25 protein-coding genes are annotated in these 17,122 nt (G+C 64.5%); 24 read left to right on the top strand and 1 reads right to left on the bottom strand.

What is annotated here, in order from left to right; genetic code table 11:
- Positions 1-10: 10 nt before the first annotated feature.
- Positions 11-406, top strand: a complete 396-nt coding sequence (locus GGR40_RS01930; protein ID WP_429274509.1) for a hypothetical protein — start codon at positions 11-13, stop codon at positions 404-406.
- Here the strand turns inward: GGR40_RS01930 and GGR40_RS01925 are convergent.
- Complete coding sequence (locus GGR40_RS01925; RefSeq protein ID WP_429274508.1) at positions 369-608, bottom strand: hypothetical protein; 240 nt, start codon at positions 606-608, stop codon at positions 369-371. The two genes, GGR40_RS01930 and GGR40_RS01925, sit on opposite strands and share 38 nt — an antisense overlap.
- Before the next feature lie 83 nt (positions 609-691).
- Here GGR40_RS01925 and GGR40_RS01920 point away from each other — a divergent pair, with 83 nt between their 5' ends.
- The 23 genes from GGR40_RS01920 (at position 692) to GGR40_RS01810 (ending at position 17,106) form a co-directional block, all read left to right on the top strand.
- Positions 692-1,105 (top strand): LexA family protein, encoded by a 414-nt coding sequence (locus tag GGR40_RS01920; RefSeq protein ID WP_429274507.1) that lies wholly within the window; start codon positions 692-694, stop codon positions 1,103-1,105.
- Positions 1,106-1,130: 25 nt separating this feature from the next.
- Positions 1,131-1,577 (top strand): hypothetical protein, encoded by a 447-nt coding sequence (locus GGR40_RS01915; RefSeq protein WP_429274506.1) that lies wholly within the window; start codon positions 1,131-1,133, stop codon positions 1,575-1,577.
- A gap of 186 nt (positions 1,578-1,763) precedes the next feature.
- Positions 1,764-2,504, top strand: coding sequence for a hypothetical protein (locus GGR40_RS01910; RefSeq protein ID WP_429274505.1), 741 nt, complete (start codon positions 1,764-1,766; stop codon positions 2,502-2,504).
- A gap of 106 nt (positions 2,505-2,610) precedes the next feature.
- On the top strand, positions 2,611-3,216 hold the full coding sequence (locus GGR40_RS01905) for a hypothetical protein (RefSeq protein ID WP_429274504.1): 606 nt from the start codon (positions 2,611-2,613) through the stop codon (positions 3,214-3,216).
- Between the two features lie 50 nt (positions 3,217-3,266).
- The gene (locus GGR40_RS01900) at positions 3,267-3,833 is read left to right on the top strand and encodes a hypothetical protein (protein WP_429274503.1); all 567 of its coding nucleotides are present in this window, start codon (positions 3,267-3,269) and stop codon (positions 3,831-3,833) included.
- On the top strand, positions 3,830-4,942 hold the full coding sequence (locus tag GGR40_RS01895; RefSeq protein WP_429274502.1) for a phosphoadenosine phosphosulfate reductase domain-containing protein: 1,113 nt from the start codon (positions 3,830-3,832) through the stop codon (positions 4,940-4,942). Before GGR40_RS01900 ends, GGR40_RS01895 begins: the two co-directional genes overlap by 4 nt.
- Positions 4,939-5,898: a hypothetical protein gene (locus GGR40_RS01890; protein WP_429274501.1), complete on the top strand. Its 960-nt coding sequence runs from the start codon at positions 4,939-4,941 to the stop codon at positions 5,896-5,898. The genes GGR40_RS01895 and GGR40_RS01890 overlap by 4 nt, the downstream gene beginning before the upstream one ends.
- Positions 5,879-6,370 (top strand): hypothetical protein, encoded by a 492-nt coding sequence (locus tag GGR40_RS01885; protein WP_429274500.1) that lies wholly within the window; start codon positions 5,879-5,881, stop codon positions 6,368-6,370. Before GGR40_RS01890 ends, GGR40_RS01885 begins: the two co-directional genes overlap by 20 nt.
- Positions 6,367-6,711 (top strand): vWA domain-containing protein, encoded by a 345-nt coding sequence (locus GGR40_RS01880; RefSeq protein ID WP_429274499.1) that lies wholly within the window; start codon positions 6,367-6,369, stop codon positions 6,709-6,711. Before GGR40_RS01885 ends, GGR40_RS01880 begins: the two co-directional genes overlap by 4 nt.
- Complete coding sequence (locus GGR40_RS01875; protein ID WP_429274498.1) at positions 6,708-6,917, top strand: hypothetical protein; 210 nt, start codon at positions 6,708-6,710, stop codon at positions 6,915-6,917. The genes GGR40_RS01880 and GGR40_RS01875 overlap by 4 nt, the downstream gene beginning before the upstream one ends.
- Positions 6,918-7,580 (top strand): hypothetical protein, encoded by a 663-nt coding sequence (locus GGR40_RS01870; protein ID WP_429274497.1) that lies wholly within the window; start codon positions 6,918-6,920, stop codon positions 7,578-7,580.
- A 107-nt stretch (positions 7,581-7,687) separates the two neighbouring features.
- Positions 7,688-8,323: a hypothetical protein gene (locus tag GGR40_RS01865; RefSeq protein WP_429274496.1), complete on the top strand. Its 636-nt coding sequence runs from the start codon at positions 7,688-7,690 to the stop codon at positions 8,321-8,323.
- Positions 8,271-10,481 (top strand): terminase gpA endonuclease subunit, encoded by a 2,211-nt coding sequence (locus GGR40_RS01860; RefSeq protein ID WP_429274495.1) that lies wholly within the window; start codon positions 8,271-8,273, stop codon positions 10,479-10,481. Before GGR40_RS01865 ends, GGR40_RS01860 begins: the two co-directional genes overlap by 53 nt.
- Positions 10,474-10,716 (top strand): gpW family head-tail joining protein, encoded by a 243-nt coding sequence (gene gpW, locus GGR40_RS01855; RefSeq protein WP_429274494.1) that lies wholly within the window; start codon positions 10,474-10,476, stop codon positions 10,714-10,716. The genes GGR40_RS01860 and gpW overlap by 8 nt, the downstream gene beginning before the upstream one ends.
- Positions 10,716-12,377 carry a phage portal protein gene (locus tag GGR40_RS01850; RefSeq protein ID WP_429274493.1) on the top strand — a complete coding sequence of 554 codons (1,662 nt, stop codon included), beginning with the start codon at positions 10,716-10,718 and terminating at the stop codon, positions 12,375-12,377. Before gpW ends, GGR40_RS01850 begins: the two co-directional genes overlap by 1 nt.
- Positions 12,374-13,330, top strand: coding sequence for a S49 family peptidase (locus GGR40_RS01845; protein WP_429274492.1), 957 nt, complete (start codon positions 12,374-12,376; stop codon positions 13,328-13,330). The genes GGR40_RS01850 and GGR40_RS01845 overlap by 4 nt, the downstream gene beginning before the upstream one ends.
- Positions 13,327-13,881, top strand: coding sequence for a hypothetical protein (locus GGR40_RS01840; RefSeq protein ID WP_429274491.1), 555 nt, complete (start codon positions 13,327-13,329; stop codon positions 13,879-13,881). Before GGR40_RS01845 ends, GGR40_RS01840 begins: the two co-directional genes overlap by 4 nt.
- Positions 13,882-13,884: 3 nt before the next feature.
- Entirely contained in the window at positions 13,885-14,280 is a 396-nt protein-coding gene (locus tag GGR40_RS01835; protein WP_429274490.1) for a head decoration protein, read from the top strand.
- Between the two features lie 27 nt (positions 14,281-14,307).
- A complete protein-coding gene (locus GGR40_RS01830) occupies positions 14,308-15,345 on the top strand; it encodes a major capsid protein (RefSeq protein WP_429274489.1) in 1,038 nt (345 codons plus the stop codon).
- Between the two features lie 10 nt (positions 15,346-15,355).
- Positions 15,356-15,901: a hypothetical protein gene (locus GGR40_RS01825; protein ID WP_429274488.1), complete on the top strand. Its 546-nt coding sequence runs from the start codon at positions 15,356-15,358 to the stop codon at positions 15,899-15,901.
- Positions 15,901-16,248 (top strand): hypothetical protein, encoded by a 348-nt coding sequence (locus GGR40_RS01820; RefSeq protein WP_429274487.1) that lies wholly within the window; start codon positions 15,901-15,903, stop codon positions 16,246-16,248. The genes GGR40_RS01825 and GGR40_RS01820 overlap by 1 nt, the downstream gene beginning before the upstream one ends.
- Positions 16,241-16,723 carry a hypothetical protein gene (locus GGR40_RS01815; protein WP_429274486.1) on the top strand — a complete coding sequence of 161 codons (483 nt, stop codon included), beginning with the start codon at positions 16,241-16,243 and terminating at the stop codon, positions 16,721-16,723. The genes GGR40_RS01820 and GGR40_RS01815 overlap by 8 nt, the downstream gene beginning before the upstream one ends.
- A gap of 17 nt (positions 16,724-16,740) precedes the next feature.
- Positions 16,741-17,106 carry a hypothetical protein gene (locus tag GGR40_RS01810; protein ID WP_429274485.1) on the top strand — a complete coding sequence of 122 codons (366 nt, stop codon included), beginning with the start codon at positions 16,741-16,743 and terminating at the stop codon, positions 17,104-17,106.
- The last annotated feature ends 16 nt before the right edge of the window (positions 17,107-17,122 follow it).

Genomic DNA, 17,122 nt, shown 5'->3' with positions numbered 1-17,122 from the left:
CGGAGGCGGCGTGACCAGCCCCGCGCGCAAACCGCGCCAGACCGGGCTGCAGACGTGGCTCGAGCGCCGCGTCGATGAGCGCTGGGTGCGGAACTACGATCGTCAGCATGAGCTGAGCCGGGATCCCGTGCTTCGCGTCATGGCGAAGCCCGACCGTCGGCATGCTCTGCCCAAGGGCGTCGATGTGAGCGAGTTCAACCTCCGCGCAATCATCCGCGAAGAGATCGCAGCCGATCGCGTGTTGTTCGGTGGCGTTTGGCCAGTCGATCCCGATGCGGCGATCTACATGGCTGTCCGAGAACGGCGCATCAAGGATGAACGCCTCGCACCGATTTTGGAGGCATTGCTGGACGGCAACGCCACCGCCCTCAAGTATGAGACACAGCATGCTCGAACGGAGGGTTGATCCCCGCTTCCTTCGCAACGTCGATGGCGAGCAACCTGAGATGGTACCTTTCATTTGGCGAGGCCTGACGCCTGCGTTCGGCTTCGGCATCGGCGGCGGCCAATTCGTCGATAATGAGGGCCGTCTGGCGTTGGTCCAGAATACCTTCATCTCGCAAAACCTTGATGATGCCTCGGATCGCGAATGCGGTGGTCTGCTGCATGTTTCACCTCGTGCTGGTTGTGACGACTGCACGATGACCGAAGCCGGGGCGGCGTCAAGCCGCCTCGGCGGAGGCATGGCGCGATGACCGGCCTGACCGAACACCAGCTGTGTCTGCTCGAATACATCGAGCGGTTCATGGCTGAGAGCGGCGGGATCGCGCCGACCTTCACGCAGATGATGGTTGCCATGAGCCTCCTCTCGAAGTCCGGCGTCCACCGCCTGCTTTCCGCCCTTGAGGAACGCGGCATGATCCGTCGCCTTCCTGGTCGAGCCCGCGCGATCGAGATCATCGATCAGCAGCCCGACCTTACCGCCGTCCCGGTGCAGGCCCTGCTTGCCGAACTGGCCCGTCGAGGTTTGCACCCTCACCTTCCCGGCAGCACGACCACCGCACCGGGAAGCACCCTGCCCGGGCCGCTCCCTGAACCCCCTGTGCCGAGCGGCTCGGGCCCTTCTGAACATCGTTTCCATGCATCCGAGGTATCCCATGTCTGACGCGCAGGTCTGTCGCACCGCACCAATGTCCAAGACGAAGCTGTCGCAGGCCATCTCCGCCGCGTGGAGCCGCTGCGCCCTCTCGATGGGCCAAGGCGTCTTCGCAGATGCGAGTGACATGGATCAGGTCACGGTCCGTCGTGGTATCTCGGGGCCGTCTCTCCCTTCGTCGGAGAACTTGCTCAACAGCCTCGCCGCTGATCCCACCGCGCTCAACGAAGTGCTCAGCCTCTACGGCCTGACCGCTACGCCCAAGGACAGCGGCGAGATCAGCGACATGGACCTGATCACCAGCCTGTCGGGCGCTGTCGCTGAATATCTTCGCCGCATGGCCGATGGCCGCCGCTGCCACATCGATGACGGCGCGCTGGCCAGCCTGTTCCGCCCGATCATCCCGCAGATGCAGGCCATCGTTGACGCCGACAATTCGCGGCGCGGCGTCGCAGCGATGCCGGCTCAGCGAGGGAAGTGAATTCGACGCGGCCGGGGCGGACGCGAAAGAGAGAGGATGGGTCAGCCAGTACCCTAAGGGCGCGATCGAAGCGGGGGCCAAATGTACCAGCCCATTCAACCGCCGCGCCGGAATCCTCTCCCGCCCCCACCATCTGAGGAGACGGCAGTGAGCAGCACATTCGTATCAGGCCATGGATCGCAGCAGATGCGCCTCCTGCGCCGCGGCATCCGTGACGGCCTGAGCGTCGAGGATGCTGCGCAGCGCTCCGGCTACGACCTAGCCACCGCCAGGCTGATCGCCGCCGACGACCTCAAAAGTCCCCCGCCTGAGGAGGCCTACACGCTCCTCTACGATCCCGACGCACCGGCGGATGCGTCCAGCACAAAGGAGGCCGCCGTGGCCAAGGAAGACGAAGCAGGCGAATACCAGCGCCCCGACGCCGGAAAGGCGTTCGAGATCTACGACAAGCAGATCAAGCCGAAGCTGGCGAAGATGGACACCCTCAAGGGCGACCTGTCCCGGCCGTATGACGACATCAAGGAACAGGCGCATTTCCCGCGCAAGGTGCTGAACTTCATCATCTCGCTGGAAGGCGAGGAAGATGCCAAGCGCGACCACCTCCTCCTCGCGCTGTCCGAGGGCCTGAAGCACCGCAAGCTGTTCCTGCCGCGCGATCTCGTCACGATGGCGAATGGCGAGGCCGAGCAGGACGTCGTCGGGACGGAAGCGCGGGAAGACGACGATCTTCTGGTCGACGAGGACGAGGATGACGACGCCAGCAGCAGTGAACTGCCTCTCGCGGCCGAGCCGGAGACGTTCACCGAAGCGTCTGAAGAGGAAGTCGAGCAGCAGGCCGGCCGCAAGCCCCGGCGCACCGCCCGCCCGTCGACCGTGACGCGCATCAACCCGCCCACCAAGCCCGCGCCGGAAGCGCGCGCGCACTGACCTTCACGTCCGGGCTTTCACCCCGGGCGCGACCGGACCCTGGCAGGCGGCATATGCCTCGGAAGGCCTGCCAGGGCGAGGATCGCGCAGAAGTTGCGGAGATCCCATGAGTTACCTCGCTCTCGACTTGAGCAAGTCATCCACCGGCTGGGCGCTTTGGACGCCCGGCACCGACGCGCCGCGGTACGGCCACTGGGTGCTCGGATCCGAGTACACCTCGAACGGCGGCGTCTACGCCAAGCTGCATCGCAACCTCTCTGACCTCCACAAGGTCATGGGCTTCGACCGCATGTATTTCGAGGAGCCGATCACGCCCGGCCATCTGCAGGGCGGCACCACGGTACAGACAATCTGGCTCCTGGGCGGCTTGGCCTCCCATGCCCAATCGTTCGGCCACATCAAGCGGTGCCGGATCGTGAAGGAGGTCAACGTCGAGCGTTGGCGCAAGGACTTCATCGGCGACATGGTCGTCCGCGAGGTCAAGGCCGGGACCCGGCGCCGGCGCAAGGAAGGCGACAAGAAGGCCAGCAGCACCGATCTGCTCAAGAAGCTGGTCATCGAACGGTGCAAGCAGCTGGGCTTTGCGCCGAAGAAGAACGACGAAGCCGACGCGATCGGCATCCTGACCTACGCCATCCTGCTCGACGGCGTGACGCCCCCCTGGCTCGCTGCCGAGACGCTGCGACCTCAGCTCGGAGGTGTTGCGGCATGAAGCCCCTCTCACCGATCCATCCGCTGCGCCAGATTCCGCCGGGCCGGTATATGCTCGATGCCGCCGGGTTGCTCTGGCCGCCTGCGGTCCGGAATCCTGCAGCGGTAGTGGCCGCCGTCGTAGTCCTTGCTGCCGGTCAGCCGACCCGGCGCCAGGCAGCTGAACGTGCGGCAGCCGATAAGGTGCGGGCAGCATGCGCGGCGGAATCCGCCGATCGCGAGGCGCGCTTCCGCGAAGCTCGCCGCCTGACGGTCGCCCATCCGGCCGCCGTCGCACCGCGCCGCCAAGAGCAGCCACTTCGCTCAATGGCGCGCCGTGAAAAGCCGCGCTCCATGCGTGTCGATCCGGCCGAACTGGAAGACGTTACCGGCGAAGAAGCGCTCGAAGAGCTGCGGCGCCGGGTTCTGGCGAAGCAAGCTGCCCGCGCGCCGATGGCTTCGGAGCCGAAGATCGACGGGCGCCATGTTGCCGCCGTCCATCGCGAAATGAAGCTGGGCAAGACCTTCAGCAAGGTGCCGACGCGTCGGGCGGTCTTCAACGGCGAATGCCATCGCTGCGGCGCCCGCACGGTCAAAGGCTGTGAGCACCTCCTGCCGTATCAGGAGGATGCGCAGTGAAGCCTGTCCACTTCGTATCGATCAGCGGAGGCAAGGACAGCACCGCGACGATGTGTCTCGCCATCGAGCGCGCCCAGCGCCGATCAATGAACGTGCGCTTCATCTTCGCCGACACCGGTAATGAACACCCAATCACTCTGGCCCATGTCGATTATCTCGCTGATCGCCTTGGCGTGACTATCGAAACCGTACGTGCCGACTTCACCGCGAAGTTCCCGGCCCGGCGGGAGGCGATGCGTCGTGATTGGGTGAAAGAACTTCGCCGTAAGCAGCACAGCCGCAGCTGTCTGGCCGCCTGCAAAGACCTCAAATACGCCGAAAAAGCGTTCATCCGCGAAGAGTGCGAATGCCCGGTCAAGGTAACCCCGCCGCTTCCAATTGAACTTGTTGAGCGCGCCATCGCCTTGATGCAGCCGACGGGAAACCCATTCCTCGACATGGGCATGCTACATGGCCGCTTCCCTGGATCGCAAACGCGGTTCTGCACTGATGAGCTCAAGCTGCAGCCGATGGCGGAGCTCAAGGAGCCTCTGCGTTTCGCGGGTACGCCTACCATCGAATGGATCGGCGAACGCGCTGACGAAAGCGAGGCTCGGGCAGCAAAGCCCGCTTTGGAGCTGATCCGCTGCGCCATCATGGCGCCGACCGTTCTCTACCGCCCGATCCATCAATGGAAGGCGGAGGATACCTTCGAGATTGCGCGGCGCCACGGGCTCAAGCCGAACCCGCTGTATCAGATGGGTATGAGCCGCGTCGGCTGCATGCCGTGCATCATGTGCAAGAAAGGCGAATTGCGAGAGATTGCACGTCGCTTCCCTGAGCAGATCGACCGCATTGAGGAATGGGAATCGATCGTCGGTGGCGTAGCTCGCCATGCGTACACCTCGCTAATCCGGAAAGAGCGCGAGGAGATGATCTCTTCGTTTCTGCCTACCGATAAGGTGCCGGCGGACGAAAACGGCATGATCCGCGCCAGCATCCGTCGCGCCGTGGAATGGTCCCGGACTGGTCGCGGCGGTCGCAACTTCGACATCTTCTCAGTGATCGGTGACGCCAGTTTTGCCGAAGAGCCTTCGCGCTGCCAGAGCCAGTACGCGGTGTGCGAGTGAGCGGCTTCATCGCCCTCCACCGCGAAGCGCGGGAACACCCCCTTTTCGCAGGCAATGCGGAGCGCTTTGGGGCGTGGTTCTGGATGGTCGCATCTGCCTGCTGGAAGCCGACCCGGTTCACCATCGGCGGCACCACCGTCATGCTCGAGCGCGGTCAACTCTGCGCCTCGCGCGCCCAGCTTTCGGCCGCTTGGGGGCTGTCGCCGTCGTCGGTTGAGCGGTTTTTGACCCGTCTCGAAACCGAACAGATGATCGGACGGGAAACCGGACAAGGCCGCACAATCATAACTATCTGTAATTACGACAAATATCAGGACGTCGGGGACGAGGCCGGACAGGCAACCGGACAAGCAACCGGACAGCGAGCGGACAGCCACCGGACAACTAAAGAACAAGGGAACAAGGGAACAATAGAGGAAGAAGCTAAAGCTTCTCCCTCTCTAGGCGCGGGCGCGGGCGAAGCAGGCGAGGACCTGTTCGATGGTGATCAGCCTCCTGCCAAGCCGAAGCCGAAGCGCACCTCGGCGGCGAAGCGCGCCATTGGTGAGGACACCCCCCTGCCCGACCCGTTCGTGCCGTCGCTTGGCTCTGCCGCGCAGCGGATTGTCGACGGTTGGCCGCCCGGAATGCTGGACCGTGAACTGTTCGCTTTCTGCAGCCACGCGGAGAGCACCGGCCGGCTGGCCAAGAACTGGAATGGGGCTTTCGGCACGTGGATTGCCAAGTCCGAGGAACGAAGGATTACCAATGGAAACCGCAGCTCGCCCGCTCGCTCAGGTGCTTCCTACCCTCAGGGTCGTGGAGCCGGCCAGCCCGTCGCCGCAGGGTTCCAGCGCCGCGCTGTCGCGGCTCAATCTCGCCGCGCTGCCGAAGAGGCTGAACGATGGGATGCTGGCCCAGCTGGAAGCGATGACGGCCTGCCATTTGCCGCCCCCCGTGCCCTGCCCCGAAGCTGAGTTCTACTCGATCATGGCCGGGCTGCAGGCCTGCCTGCCCAGCCAGAGCCGCAGCGACATCTCGCTCGAGGCGCAGGCCGAGGGATACCGCCGGATGCTGGGCGAATACCCGCTGGCGGCGATGAAGTATCTCGAGGCTGAGGTCCTGAAGCGGTGCCAGTGGTTCCCTACCATCGCCGAGTGCCTGAACATCCTCAAGGGCTTCACCGTTCGTCACCCGCTGGCGGTCAAGCGATCCGAGGTCCTGCGCCGCATCAGCGCCGAGCATACTACCCGCTTCGATGAGGCGATGTTCCGGCTGGTCGCGGACGATGAGGTGCCCCAGGCATGGATCGATGCCCTGCCCGAGACGTGGAAGCAGATGGCCGAAACCCGTTCGCTACTGCGGCTTGAGGAGGACGGCAGTTACACCCTGCGGCAAAGCGCCGCTCGCGAATTGGCCGCCGCCCGGCTGGCGAGGAAGCGGGGATGAGCGACGCGGCGGACGCCTGGCTCGCTACCGGATCGCGCTGGCCCTTCGAGGACATGCTGGCGTGGTGCGAGGACAACAACACGCGGCCCTTCAGCCGCGAGATGGAGCGCTGGTACTTCGTCGAGACGATCGACGGGCCCAACGGGCAGAGCAACCAGATCCAGGCCCTCGAAGGTGTCGACGCCAGCGCGCTGCGCAAGCTGATCCGGAATGAGCTTACCGACTTCGCGGGTTGGACGGAGGAGCGCACTCAGGGATACCGTTCCTGGCTTCGCGCCCACGTCCGCCGCGGCATGACCAACGAGCGATATCACTCGCTGATGCAGGGAGGCCTGCTGTGACGGGCATCAACCGAACGAGCCTGACGCCGTACGCGCGTCAGATGCAGGACCCCGATCCGACCGGCGCCCGGCGCATGGCGGCGCGCAAGTGGCACGAGGACGGCACCGTCATCCTCATGCCGGACAGCATCGCCCGCCTGCCTTGGCAGGACCGGGAGCTGATCCAGCAGATCGTGGGCAAGATTTACGGCGAAAGGGAAGATTGAATGAGCGGGGCGGAAGAGAGCTGGCGGGAGAAGCGACCGGCGGAAACGAACCTCGAATGGCGAGCGCGCGTCGAACAGGAGGAGCAGCTGCGCTTGCGGCACAACGGCCCGCTGGTCACGCCTGAGGCAGAGAACCATGCCGAGTACAAGGACGAGTTCGTCCTCCACATCGAGACGTTTACGCTGGCGCGGACGAAGCGGAACATGGCGACCTCGCCATTTGCGGATCTGTTCTTTCGCGGCGTCATCGACAAGGACCAGTACGGGGCATCGGTCGAGATTACCGCTGCAGCGGAAATCCTCACCAGGGCGACTGGTATGCTGGCATCCAACTTTGAGCCGAGGGTCGATAGTTCAGCTTCAGCGCACGACGCCATCCTTGAACAGGTTGCCCAGGTCCGCCTGTCGGTGGCGTACACCAAGTGGCGCAACATGCTGCCCATGCCCAAACGAATGATCCTCGATATGATCCTCGAACAAGGTTCGTTAAAGGCGAAAGCGCGTAAGTACCGCCTCGGGTGGCCGAGAGCCCGGAAGCTGCTGATTGACGCGCTTGATAACTGGATCAAGGTCCGGGAAGACGTAGCGCGGGACATAGACGACCGCGACGTTGAATGGGCGCGTTTGCGTGTAGAGCAGTCAACAGTATCGCGAGGGTGTTGACTGTGCCTGAGAAACGACGTAACTCATCACGGTCAGAAGAAGTGGGTCAAGGCCCGACACGCACTTCGATGCTTCCCGAAAACCCCCTGATTTCCGCGGTTTCTTGAATGGCCCGTCCCGCTCAAGGCGACCGGATAAAGCTCGATCGACTGCGCCGCGCGCGGCCGAAAGCGGAGGAGTTGCGCCGGGGAACCATCCTCGACGCCAAGCCCATGGCCGAACTGCTCGGCCTGGGCTGGCCCACCCTCCGTGACTGGGTCGATGCAACACCCGCCCTTGAGAGCAAGGGCGCGGTAAAGCGCGGCGGGAACGGTGTGCCTTGGGAGTTCAAACCTCTCCGGGCCATCGACCTGCTGATTGCACACTTCACCGCACGGACCGAGAAGCAGGCGAAGAAGAACCAGGCGATCCGCAGGGCTGTGGGCGTGAGCCTGCCGGAAGACGAAGACGCGGCCACCTTCGCCGAGACGAAGCAGATGGTCGACATGACCCTGTCCGTCGTCGCCGCCCGCGAGCGGCAACGCGAGTACACGCCCAAGGGCGAAATGATGTCCTTCATCGAAGGCTACAACCAGACCGTCACCGCTGCGATCCTCGGTGTGCGAACCCGGGTGGATCCCAACGGCAACCTGCCGCCGCATGTGAGGGCCGCGGTGGACGACTACCTGCGCAGCGTGGCGACACAGGTCCATGGGGCTGCTGCAAAGTTTATCGAGGAGCAGCGACGAGGTGCGGGTCTATAGCAGGCGGGAGTTGGCTGAGCAGGCACGACTGCTAGCGGCCAATGAGTTCTGCGAGACGCCCTGGGATATCGCCGCCGGCGCGGTGGAGCTGCTCAAGCCCCGGGACACCCTGACCACCATCGAATGGTCGACCAACCGGCGGGTAGTCCGCAAGCCTGACGGCACCCGGACCGATTGGTCGCCGACCCGGTCCAAGGCGCTGCTTCCCATCGCGGAGGCCCACGACAACCCGAACGTCCGCGAGATCGTCGTCCCGAAACCCTCGCGCATCGGCGGGACCATGATCGCGGAGAACTTCGCGGCCAAGTGCCTCGACAACGGCCCGTCCTGGGACGTCATGTGGTACCTGGCCGGCCCGAACGAAGTCACCTCCTACGCCGACCGTGTCCTGCGGCCGATCATGGAGGATCATTTCGCTGGACGCCTGCCGAAGCCCGGCACCGACGGCAACACCAAGACGCTCAAGCGGGTCGGATCGCAGACCTTCGAGCTGATGGTCATGTCGAAGACGACCACGACCAACCGCCAGGCCGGTTACATCGTGTTCGACGAGCCCGACAGCTACGGAAAGGCCTGGCGCTCGAACTTCCTCGAGCAGGGTCGCCAGCGTCAAAGCGATCTGGGCACCGACCGCAAGATCTACGCTTGCGCCCACCCGGACGTCGGCTGGTCGGGCGGGATCGCAGCGGCCTGGATCCTGTCGACGCAGGGTATCTTCGTGTTCCGCTGCCCCAGCTGCGGGGTTCATGGTTCGCCCTACCCGACCAAGCACTGGCCGGACGTACCGCGCTTCCGGCTCGACTACACCAAGGCCCCTGAGGGAACGCCGATCGATCAGCGCCTCGCGCTGGCACGGCGAACGGCATCGATCGCCTGCCCCAATGGCTGCGCGCTGGGCGAGCTGGAACGCGGCCAGATGATCGACGAGGGCTGCTACATGCACAAGGGCCAGGTGCTCGACCTCGAAGCCGGCATCCTCGGCGACGTCGAAGACAATGAGACCTGGGGCTTCTGGGTCCACGTCCTGATGTCGGGACAGGTCCCGCTGTCCAGCCTCGCCCAGCAGCTGGAAGGCGCGCTCGAGCATAAGGAGCGCACCGGGAAGAACGACAAGCTCAAGCAGGTGCTGGTCCGGACGTTCGGTGAAGCCTTCGAGAGCGAGGCTGACCTGAAGGGCATCGATGCGGCATCGTTGCGGCGCCGGACCGAAGCCTTGGCCAAGCCCGCGAAGGGGGATGACGATCGTCAGCTGGTCGACTTCATCATGGGCACCGTGCCCGATGGGGTCCGCTTCATCACCGCCGCCGCGGACCCCGGCCACCGCAAGGTCGACGTCCTACTCCGCGGCTGGGACCTGCACGGCCGGTCATGGCTGATCGACCGGTACACGATCCGGCAGCGGCGCCACGATGACGGCATCATGCGCGACATCGATCTGGTGAACGTGCAGGATGACTGGCACGTCCTCGACGCCGTGATCGACCGGAAGCTGCCGATGCAGAGCAGGCCCGGGTACGCGATGCCGGTAGCGGTGTTGCTGATCGACAGCGGCGACGGCAACTCGACTGCGAAGGCGTACGAATACGCAAGCCGGATGGCGAACCGGCGGTGGGGTTCCTGGAACAGGGTTCGGCCCATCAAGGGCATGGGGGGCAACCGCCCGCACCTCGGCCTCAAGCCGACCTGGCTGAGCGTGGATGACGATGGCAGGAAGATCGAACCGCCCGTGCCGCTGCACATCGCAGGCGTGGATGGCCTGAAGGACGACCTCTTCGGCAACGATGAGGGCACCGGCGTGCTGCTGATCGACGATGGCTCCCCGGGCCAGATCTACTTCGCCTCGAACTTCCCGCAGGCGGGATACGACGAGCTTTTCCGCGAGCCCAAGATCGAGGGGAAGTATGTGCGCAACGGCGCGCAGGAGACCATCGACTTGCTCGCCTACACCGAATGCGGACGGCTGCTGCTCAAGCCCGACCGCGCAGACATCAAGTGGTCCGAGGGCAAGCTGCCGCCCTGGGCCACGCCCGTTTCACCCGAGCCGAAAGGGGGTGATCCAGAAAACGGCGGGCGAGACGACCAGGCAGCGCCGACGCATCCCGAAACCATCTTCGACCGCCACCGGCGCTTGAATCGCAAACCGAGGACCAATGGCTGATCTTGCAACCCTGAAGACCCGGCTCGCCGAGGCCGAGGAAGCTCGTCATGCGCTGGCTATGGGTACGCGCGTCGTTGAAGTCTGGCGCGACGGCAAGCGCCTGAAATTCTCAGAAGCCAACAAGGGCGACCTCGACGGCTATATCACTGATCTGAGCGGGCAGATCGCGGACATCGAGAGTGCAGCTTCCGGCGCGCGACCCCGGCGCCGCTTCATCGGCGTCTCTTTCGGGTAATGCGTCCTGATCATTACCGTCGCCAGTTTGGCGACGGCAAAGCAACCGCCGAAGCTCAAGCTCCGGCGAAGGGGGCGTTCGTCGATGATCGCCTGCGCATAGGCGGCACTCGCGCCTACGACGCTGGCATCCGCGGTCACCGCCAGATGAAGTCGTGGGACCCCCGGATCGGCGGGGCAGACCGTGAGGCCCTTGGCTCGCGCGATACGATCGTTGCGCGAGCTCGAGACCTTGTTCGGAACAACCCGGTCATCAGCGGCGGCTTGGACCGGCGCGCTGAGGCGGTTGTTGGATCTCGCCTTCGTCTGCAGGCAATGCCTGACTTCGAAGCGATGGGCCGAGACTGGCAGTGGGCCTCGGCCTGGGCGCTCAATGTGGAGTCCCAGTTCCGAGTCTGGGACCGAGACACTCGCCGCCTGTGCGATGCTGAGCGCGCTCAGACATTCGGGCAGATGATGGAAACGGCGTATCGCCACTGGTGGGTCGACGGCGAAGCGCTGGCCTACGTGGAAATGCGCGACCGCGGCAGCGCTTACCAGACCTGCATCCGCCTCATCGACCCGGACAGGTTGCAGAATCCAGATAGCGTGCAGGACGAAACCGTTCTGCCCAACGGCAACCAGGTCGTAGGCGGGGTCGAGATCGATACCGACGGTGTAGTGGTCGCCTACCACATTCGGGTCCAGCATCCCGACTCGCTGACCTATCGCAAATCCGTCAAGGAGACGGATCGCATCGAGCGTGAGGACCGGGACGGTCGCCCTCGTGTCATTCATGCGTTCAAGCGGAACCGCGCTCAGCAGCGGAGAGGCGTATCGCGCTTGGTCGCGTCGATGCGCAAAATCCGCATGCTCGACAAGTACGATGATGCGGAGCTTGAGGGTGCCCTTCTTCGTGCAACTCGCGCCCCGTACGTCCGCACGACAGCGTCGACCGATGAAGTTCGGCAAGGGATGGGGCAGGCCCCAACGGGCAATGAAGGCGGCGAGCAGTTCGTCGATAAGTGGTTCGATTATCGTGAGGAAGAGCCCCTCTACATAGAGGGCGTCGGCTTCACGGCCCTCTTTCCGAACGAAGAAATCGGCTGGGCGACCGTCGAAGGGCCGCCTTCCCATTACGCCGACTTCCGCGCCGAGGGCCTGCGTTCTGTCGCCAGCGACTTCGGCCTATCCCATCAGCAGCTCGCGCAGAACTGGGAGGACGTGAACTACTCCTCAGCGCGCACTCTGTTGAACGAGATCTGGCGCGGCCTGCTCGACGACCGCTGGAACTTCACGCAGTCCATGCCGGCGCTTGTCTACGCGGCATGGCTTCAAGAGGCGGTTGCCATCGGCAAGGTCAAAGCGCCCGGCGGTCCTCTCGGCTTCTTCCGGTACCGCGCTGAGCTGACAATGAGCGAATGGCTCGGCCCTGGCCGGGGCAGCATCGACCGGAAGAAAGAGTCGGATGCGTCGGACCTCGATCTCGCCGCCGGCCGGACAAACCTCTCGATCGAAGCTGGTGAGCAGGGGCGCGATGCCCGCGATATCCTCATGGGCCGCGCCCGCGACAAGGCGCTGATCGAAGGCTTCGGACTCGAAGACATGATCGGGCCGCAAGCCGCAGTGCCACCGACCGCGTCATCGCCGCTCGCCCCCACTGAAACGGAACCCGAAGAATGAGGCCTCCCCGCCCCCAAGGCTTCCCGAACATCGCGGGACAGCTCCTCAACCGCCCGCTCGCAATCCATCCGCACAAAGCCGAGGTGCTGGTCTGCGCGCTGCAGCAGCGCCTTGGCATCGTCGAAATGAAGACGATCGATGGCGTCACCCTCGAAGCGAAGGAGATGCTCGACCGAGCCGATTTCGCTCGGAAGGACGCGCTGGCGCGCGACGCGACCTATTCGCCCGACGGCTCGAAGCCTTATCGGATGGACGGCAACATCGCAGTCATCACGATCGAGGGCACGCTGGTCCAAAAGGCGGGCTGGCTGGACGCGATGTCCGGCTTCTGCGGCTACAACATGCTGCAGAGGCAGTTCGAAGCGGCATTCGAGGACAGCGACGTCCTCGGCATCTGGGTCGAGATTGATAGCCCTGGCGGCTCTGTCGCCGGGCTGATGCAGTTCGTAGAATTCTTGGCAATGCATACCCAGAGCATGGGCGGCAAGCCGGCCTATGCCTGGGTCAACGAGATGGCATGCAGCGCCGCCTATGCAATCGCATCGGTGTGCGACAAGATCTTCGGCCCCCGCGATGCCACCGTGGGCAGCATCGGCTGCGTCATGGTGCACACCAGCCTCGCCGGCGCCCTCGAAGAGAACGGCATCAACGTCACCGTGATTCGGAGTGGCGAGCGCAAGTACCGCGGCAACCAGTACGAGGATCTGGACGACGCCACGATGGAGAAATTCCAAGGCGCTGTCGACGCAACGCGGATCACGTTCGCCAATCTCGTGGCGATGGGCCGCGACATTCCAGTGGACGACGTGCTCGCGACTGAGGCCGACTGGTTCGAAGGCGAGGAAGGCGTGCGCCTTGGCCTGATGGATGAGGTGCTGACCGAACGCCAGGCATGGACCCGCCTGGAAGACGAGGTGGACCGCATCAAGCAAGAGAGGAGGCGCGCCGCATGAGCCGCCGTTTCGACAACTTCAGCCAGCGGCTCACCGCTGGTTTGCCCGCGGCGAACACGCAGGACGTACGCGGGACCGAAGATTTTCCTGCCCCACCGGCCGAGCCTGAAGCGGAGCCGACCACCAGCCCCGACCCTGAAGAGGAACCGGACATGACCACCGACACCCCCGTCGAGCAGACGGAAGCCTATCAGGCCGGCGAAGCTGCCGGTCGCAAGGCCGCCACCGACCGCATGAATGCGGTTTTCGCCTCCGAGCATTTCGCCGGTCGCGAGGCCAAGGCCGCCAAGTATCTCGGCACCGACATGAGTGCCGAGCAGATTACCACCGTTCTCGCTGACCTGCCCGCCGCCCAGCCCGTGGATCAGGCCGCCGTCACTGCCGCCGCCGAAGAAGCGGCGCGCGAGCAGATGAACGAGAACATGAACCGCACCAACGCCGACCTCGGCACCGATCAGAAGCCCAAGGACTGGAAAACCGGTCGGGCGGCGGCCGATGCTGTCTGGGATCGCGCGGCGGCCAAGGTCGAAGCCCGCAGGAAGGGAGCATAAGTCATGGCTGTACTGAACTACGAAAACCGCCGAGATGGCTGCTACCTCGGCGAGAGCGCAGCCCTCAACATCATCAACGAGGAAATCGTCGTCGCTTCTGGCGCGGGAGTTCTCTACCCCGGCACTGTCCTTGCCAAGATCACGGCTTCGAGCAAGTACGTGGTCCACGACACCGCCCTTGCGAACGGAGCCGAGATTCCGGCGAACGCCGTGATTCTGTTCAGCCGTGTCGATGCCACCGCCGCTGACCGCAAGGCTGTGGCGACCGTGAACGGCCCGGCGACCATCAACGGCAACGACCTCACCTATAAGGCCGGCATGACCGACGCGGCGAAGAAGGCGGTCAACGCTGCTCTCCGCCTCAAGGGCATGAAGGTCCTCCCGCAGCACGCCGGCTGATCCAGCCTCCTCCGAAAGGAAACTACCATGCCTATCACTATGGCGGTCTTCGGCGGCGACGCCTTCACCGCAGCGTCCATGATCCGCGGGATCGACAAGCGGACCTACATCCCCCAGGGCCTCGACAGCATCATCGGCTTCGAGCCCCGCAGCGTTGGCACGGATACCGTCTACATCGGTCAGACCAACCGCACCAACGGCGTTATCCAGACCACGCTGCGCGGCGCACCGATCGAGATGCGCTCGCGCCCGACGAAGAACTACCGTCCCATCGGCATCCCCCGCATTGCCGAGGGCGACCAGCTCTTCATCCACGAATTCGCCAATCTGGTGCCGTTCGAGGATGAGACGGACGAAGATCTTGTCGCAGCACGCATCCGCGAGATTCAGGAAGACCTGATCGGCGACGTCGAGATGACCGAGGAAAATATGCGCCTCGGTGCGCTCGATGGCGTGGTCCGGGACAAGGATGGCTCAACCATCGTCGACTACTACACCGAGTTCAGCATCGCCCGCCCCGCGACGATTGACCTCGGCTTGGACGATGACACCAAAACCATCGGCGAGTTGCGCGCGATTATCGGCGCTTCCATCGTCATCCCGCTCTCGCAGGGCCTGTCGACCAACACCATCGGCAAGCCCGCTATCCGCGCGGTTTGCGGCGACGACTTCTGGTACAAGCTCACCGGCCATCCCGCGATTGAGAAGATCTACGAGGGCCAGGCCGCCGCTCAGGATCGTCTGAATGACCAGACCTGGGAAACGTTCAATTTCGGTGGCGTCCTGTGGTTCCACTATCGCGGCACCAACCCGGATGCGGCCAACCAGATCGGCATCCCTTCGAACAAGGCGAAGATCTTCCCGTACCGCGTGCCAGGCATGTTCCAGCACATCATGGGCCCCTGCAACGAGATGGAAGAGACGCTCAACCAGCTGGGTCGTCGCTACTATCCCGTGCTCGAGCGCGACCAGAGCGCCAAGAAGCAGTGGGTGCAGCCGGAGATCTACGCTTACCCGCTGTTCGTGAACGCTCGTCCGGACCTCGTCCTCGAAGCTGAAGTCTGAGGAGGGCGGCATGGCTGACAAAATCGAAGTCACCGTTCTTCGTCAGAAGGTGTTTCACGATGGCACCAGCATGGTGGTGTTGAAGCCGGGCGATCAGGAAATCGACAGCAGCCGTGTCGCCGGCCTCGTCGATGAGGGCATCGTCGAAGATCCAGAGGAGCGCTTCCTCCGGCTGAACACCGAAGGTGAAGAGGAGGACGATTCGGAACTCGCCGACCTCCGCGAACGCATTCTCGTCCTGGAAGCGGAGAACGCCGATCTGGCCACGCTGCGCGCGAGGGTGACCGAACTTGAAACCGAGCGAGACGAGCTGATCACCGAACTCAATGCGGCGGACGAGAAGCTGTCGAAGCTCGATCCGGACGGTGACGGCAATCCGGGTGGTAGCTTGCCGCAGGACCCGCCGGTCCTCACCGGCAAGAACAAGGCCGAGCTGCTCGCGATCGCCAAGGACGAAGGCGTGCCGATCGCCGACGGCGCCACCAACGCGCAGATCGTCGAGAGCATCGAAGCTGCTCGCGCCGGCGGCAGCGAAGACGACGCACCCCCGGCCTGATGCCCCTGCCCCGCCTCGAGGATATGGACCGTATCCTCGACCGCATCACTACCGACGCCCTGGGCGACACCATCCGCTATCGGCCTGCCGGCGAACCGGCATACGGCACACTCTCCGCCGACGTGAACTACGTCGATGGAGAGCTGCCGTTCGATGGCGGCCAAGTGATCGCCCAGGACGTCACCGTTTCGGTCCTGATGGTCGACGTTCCTGCCAAGCCCGGCAGGGGCGTCCGCCTGCAGCTTCCCAAGGTGACAGCCCGCACCTTCCACCCGATCAACGTCCGCCGCGACAGGATGGGCACCAGCTGGATGTTCGAGCTGAAGGACGTGAACAGCAATGCCTGAGCCGCTGCCCACCGCCCAGTCCAAGATCGTGGATGCCTTCGCCGCGCTCCTGCGCGCCTTCCCCGATCTTTCGGGAACGCCGGTCTACACGGAACGCGACCCTGACGATGGCCTGGACGCCGACACGGAGCTGGCCTGCATCGTCATCTCGGTTGAGAACTGGACGTTCCAGAACGACTACAGCCAGGGACAATCGCGCCACCGGATGGTCGTCAACTTCGACTACCTCGAAACCAGCGCCCGCGCCGGACAGGTCAGCCGGGCCGCGATGGAGAAGGTAGCCTTCATCCTTGCCGCCATCGGCACCGACCCGACGCTGGGCGGGCGGCTCGAAGACTTCGACGAGCGCGACGTCGCTCCCCCTATGGACAACGGCAAGAGCATCGGGGGCAGCAGCCTCCAAGGCGTCTGCGCCTTCTACACCCCCCGGCGGGATCACTTCACGATCATCGGCGTCGGCGGGGACCTTCTCTGAACCGCAAGGAGACACCCATGTCCCGCCTGCCCTCCCTCCCCTCGGCTCCGGTCGAGTTCAATGTGCTGCATGACGCCCTCGAAGCGGGCGACGATCCGGTCCTGGCCGCTGCCAAGGCCGTCGCCGCCGGTCGCGGTGAAACCATCGACGAAGGCGCCGGCCTCACCGGCAAGAAGCGCGACCAGCTCGCCCGGATCGCCAAGGACGAAGGCGTATCCCACGCCGAGGATGCCACCATCCCGGAGATCATCGCCGCCATCGAGGCCGGTCGCGTCAGCAAGCTGATGGGTGCCACCGGCATCGAACAGGCACCGCCGCCCCCGCCTACCGCCGAGAGCACAACCACTGAACCCGCCGCGCCCGACGGCGCCGACGGCGACTGACGCCAACAAGGAAGGA

This window comes from Novosphingobium gossypii (assembly GCF_050433305.1).
GTDB lineage: Bacteria > Pseudomonadota > Alphaproteobacteria > Sphingomonadales > Sphingomonadaceae > Novosphingobium > Novosphingobium gossypii.
Note: the sequence above shows the minus strand (reverse complement) of the source record. Positions and strands in the feature narration are given on the sequence as shown.

What these genes read in the sequence shown, in the direction of transcription:
- GGR40_RS01845 (WP_429274492.1), top strand. Translation starts at nt 12,374, where the DNA reads ATGAGGCCTCCCCGCCCCCAAGGCTTCCCGAACATCGCGGGACAGCTC.
- GGR40_RS01880 (WP_429274499.1), top strand. Translation starts at nt 6,367, where the DNA reads ATGAGCGACGCGGCGGACGCCTGGCTCGCTACCGGATCGCGCTGGCCC.
- GGR40_RS01870 (WP_429274497.1), top strand. Translation starts at nt 6,918, where the DNA reads ATGAGCGGGGCGGAAGAGAGCTGGCGGGAGAAGCGACCGGCGGAAACG.
- GGR40_RS01915 (WP_429274506.1), top strand. Translation starts at nt 1,131, where the DNA reads ATGTCCAAGACGAAGCTGTCGCAGGCCATCTCCGCCGCGTGGAGCCGC.
- GGR40_RS01810 (WP_429274485.1), top strand. Translation starts at nt 16,741, where the DNA reads ATGTCCCGCCTGCCCTCCCTCCCCTCGGCTCCGGTCGAGTTCAATGTG.
- GGR40_RS01860 (WP_429274495.1), top strand. Translation starts at nt 8,271, where the DNA reads ATGGGGCTGCTGCAAAGTTTATCGAGGAGCAGCGACGAGGTGCGGGTC.
- GGR40_RS01830 (WP_429274489.1), top strand. Translation starts at nt 14,308, where the DNA reads ATGCCTATCACTATGGCGGTCTTCGGCGGCGACGCCTTCACCGCAGCG.
- GGR40_RS01865 (WP_429274496.1), top strand. Translation starts at nt 7,688, where the DNA reads ATGGCCCGTCCCGCTCAAGGCGACCGGATAAAGCTCGATCGACTGCGC.
- gpW (WP_429274494.1), top strand. Translation starts at nt 10,474, where the DNA reads ATGGCTGATCTTGCAACCCTGAAGACCCGGCTCGCCGAGGCCGAGGAA.
- GGR40_RS01835 (WP_429274490.1), top strand. Translation starts at nt 13,885, where the DNA reads ATGGCTGTACTGAACTACGAAAACCGCCGAGATGGCTGCTACCTCGGC.
- GGR40_RS01905 (WP_429274504.1), top strand. Translation starts at nt 2,611, where the DNA reads ATGAGTTACCTCGCTCTCGACTTGAGCAAGTCATCCACCGGCTGGGCG.
- GGR40_RS01925 (WP_429274508.1), bottom strand. Translation starts at nt 608, where the DNA reads ATGCAGCAGACCACCGCATTCGCGATCCGAGGCATCATCAAGGTTTTG.
- GGR40_RS01820 (WP_429274487.1), top strand. Translation starts at nt 15,901, where the DNA reads ATGCCCCTGCCCCGCCTCGAGGATATGGACCGTATCCTCGACCGCATC.
- GGR40_RS01920 (WP_429274507.1), top strand. Translation starts at nt 692, where the DNA reads ATGACCGGCCTGACCGAACACCAGCTGTGTCTGCTCGAATACATCGAG.
- GGR40_RS01900 (WP_429274503.1), top strand. Translation starts at nt 3,267, where the DNA reads ATGCTCGATGCCGCCGGGTTGCTCTGGCCGCCTGCGGTCCGGAATCCT.
- GGR40_RS01840 (WP_429274491.1), top strand. Translation starts at nt 13,327, where the DNA reads ATGAGCCGCCGTTTCGACAACTTCAGCCAGCGGCTCACCGCTGGTTTG.
- GGR40_RS01815 (WP_429274486.1), top strand. Translation starts at nt 16,241, where the DNA reads ATGCCTGAGCCGCTGCCCACCGCCCAGTCCAAGATCGTGGATGCCTTC.
- GGR40_RS01825 (WP_429274488.1), top strand. Translation starts at nt 15,356, where the DNA reads ATGGCTGACAAAATCGAAGTCACCGTTCTTCGTCAGAAGGTGTTTCAC.
- GGR40_RS01910 (WP_429274505.1), top strand. Translation starts at nt 1,764, where the DNA reads ATGCGCCTCCTGCGCCGCGGCATCCGTGACGGCCTGAGCGTCGAGGAT.
- GGR40_RS01850 (WP_429274493.1), top strand. Translation starts at nt 10,716, where the DNA reads ATGCGTCCTGATCATTACCGTCGCCAGTTTGGCGACGGCAAAGCAACC.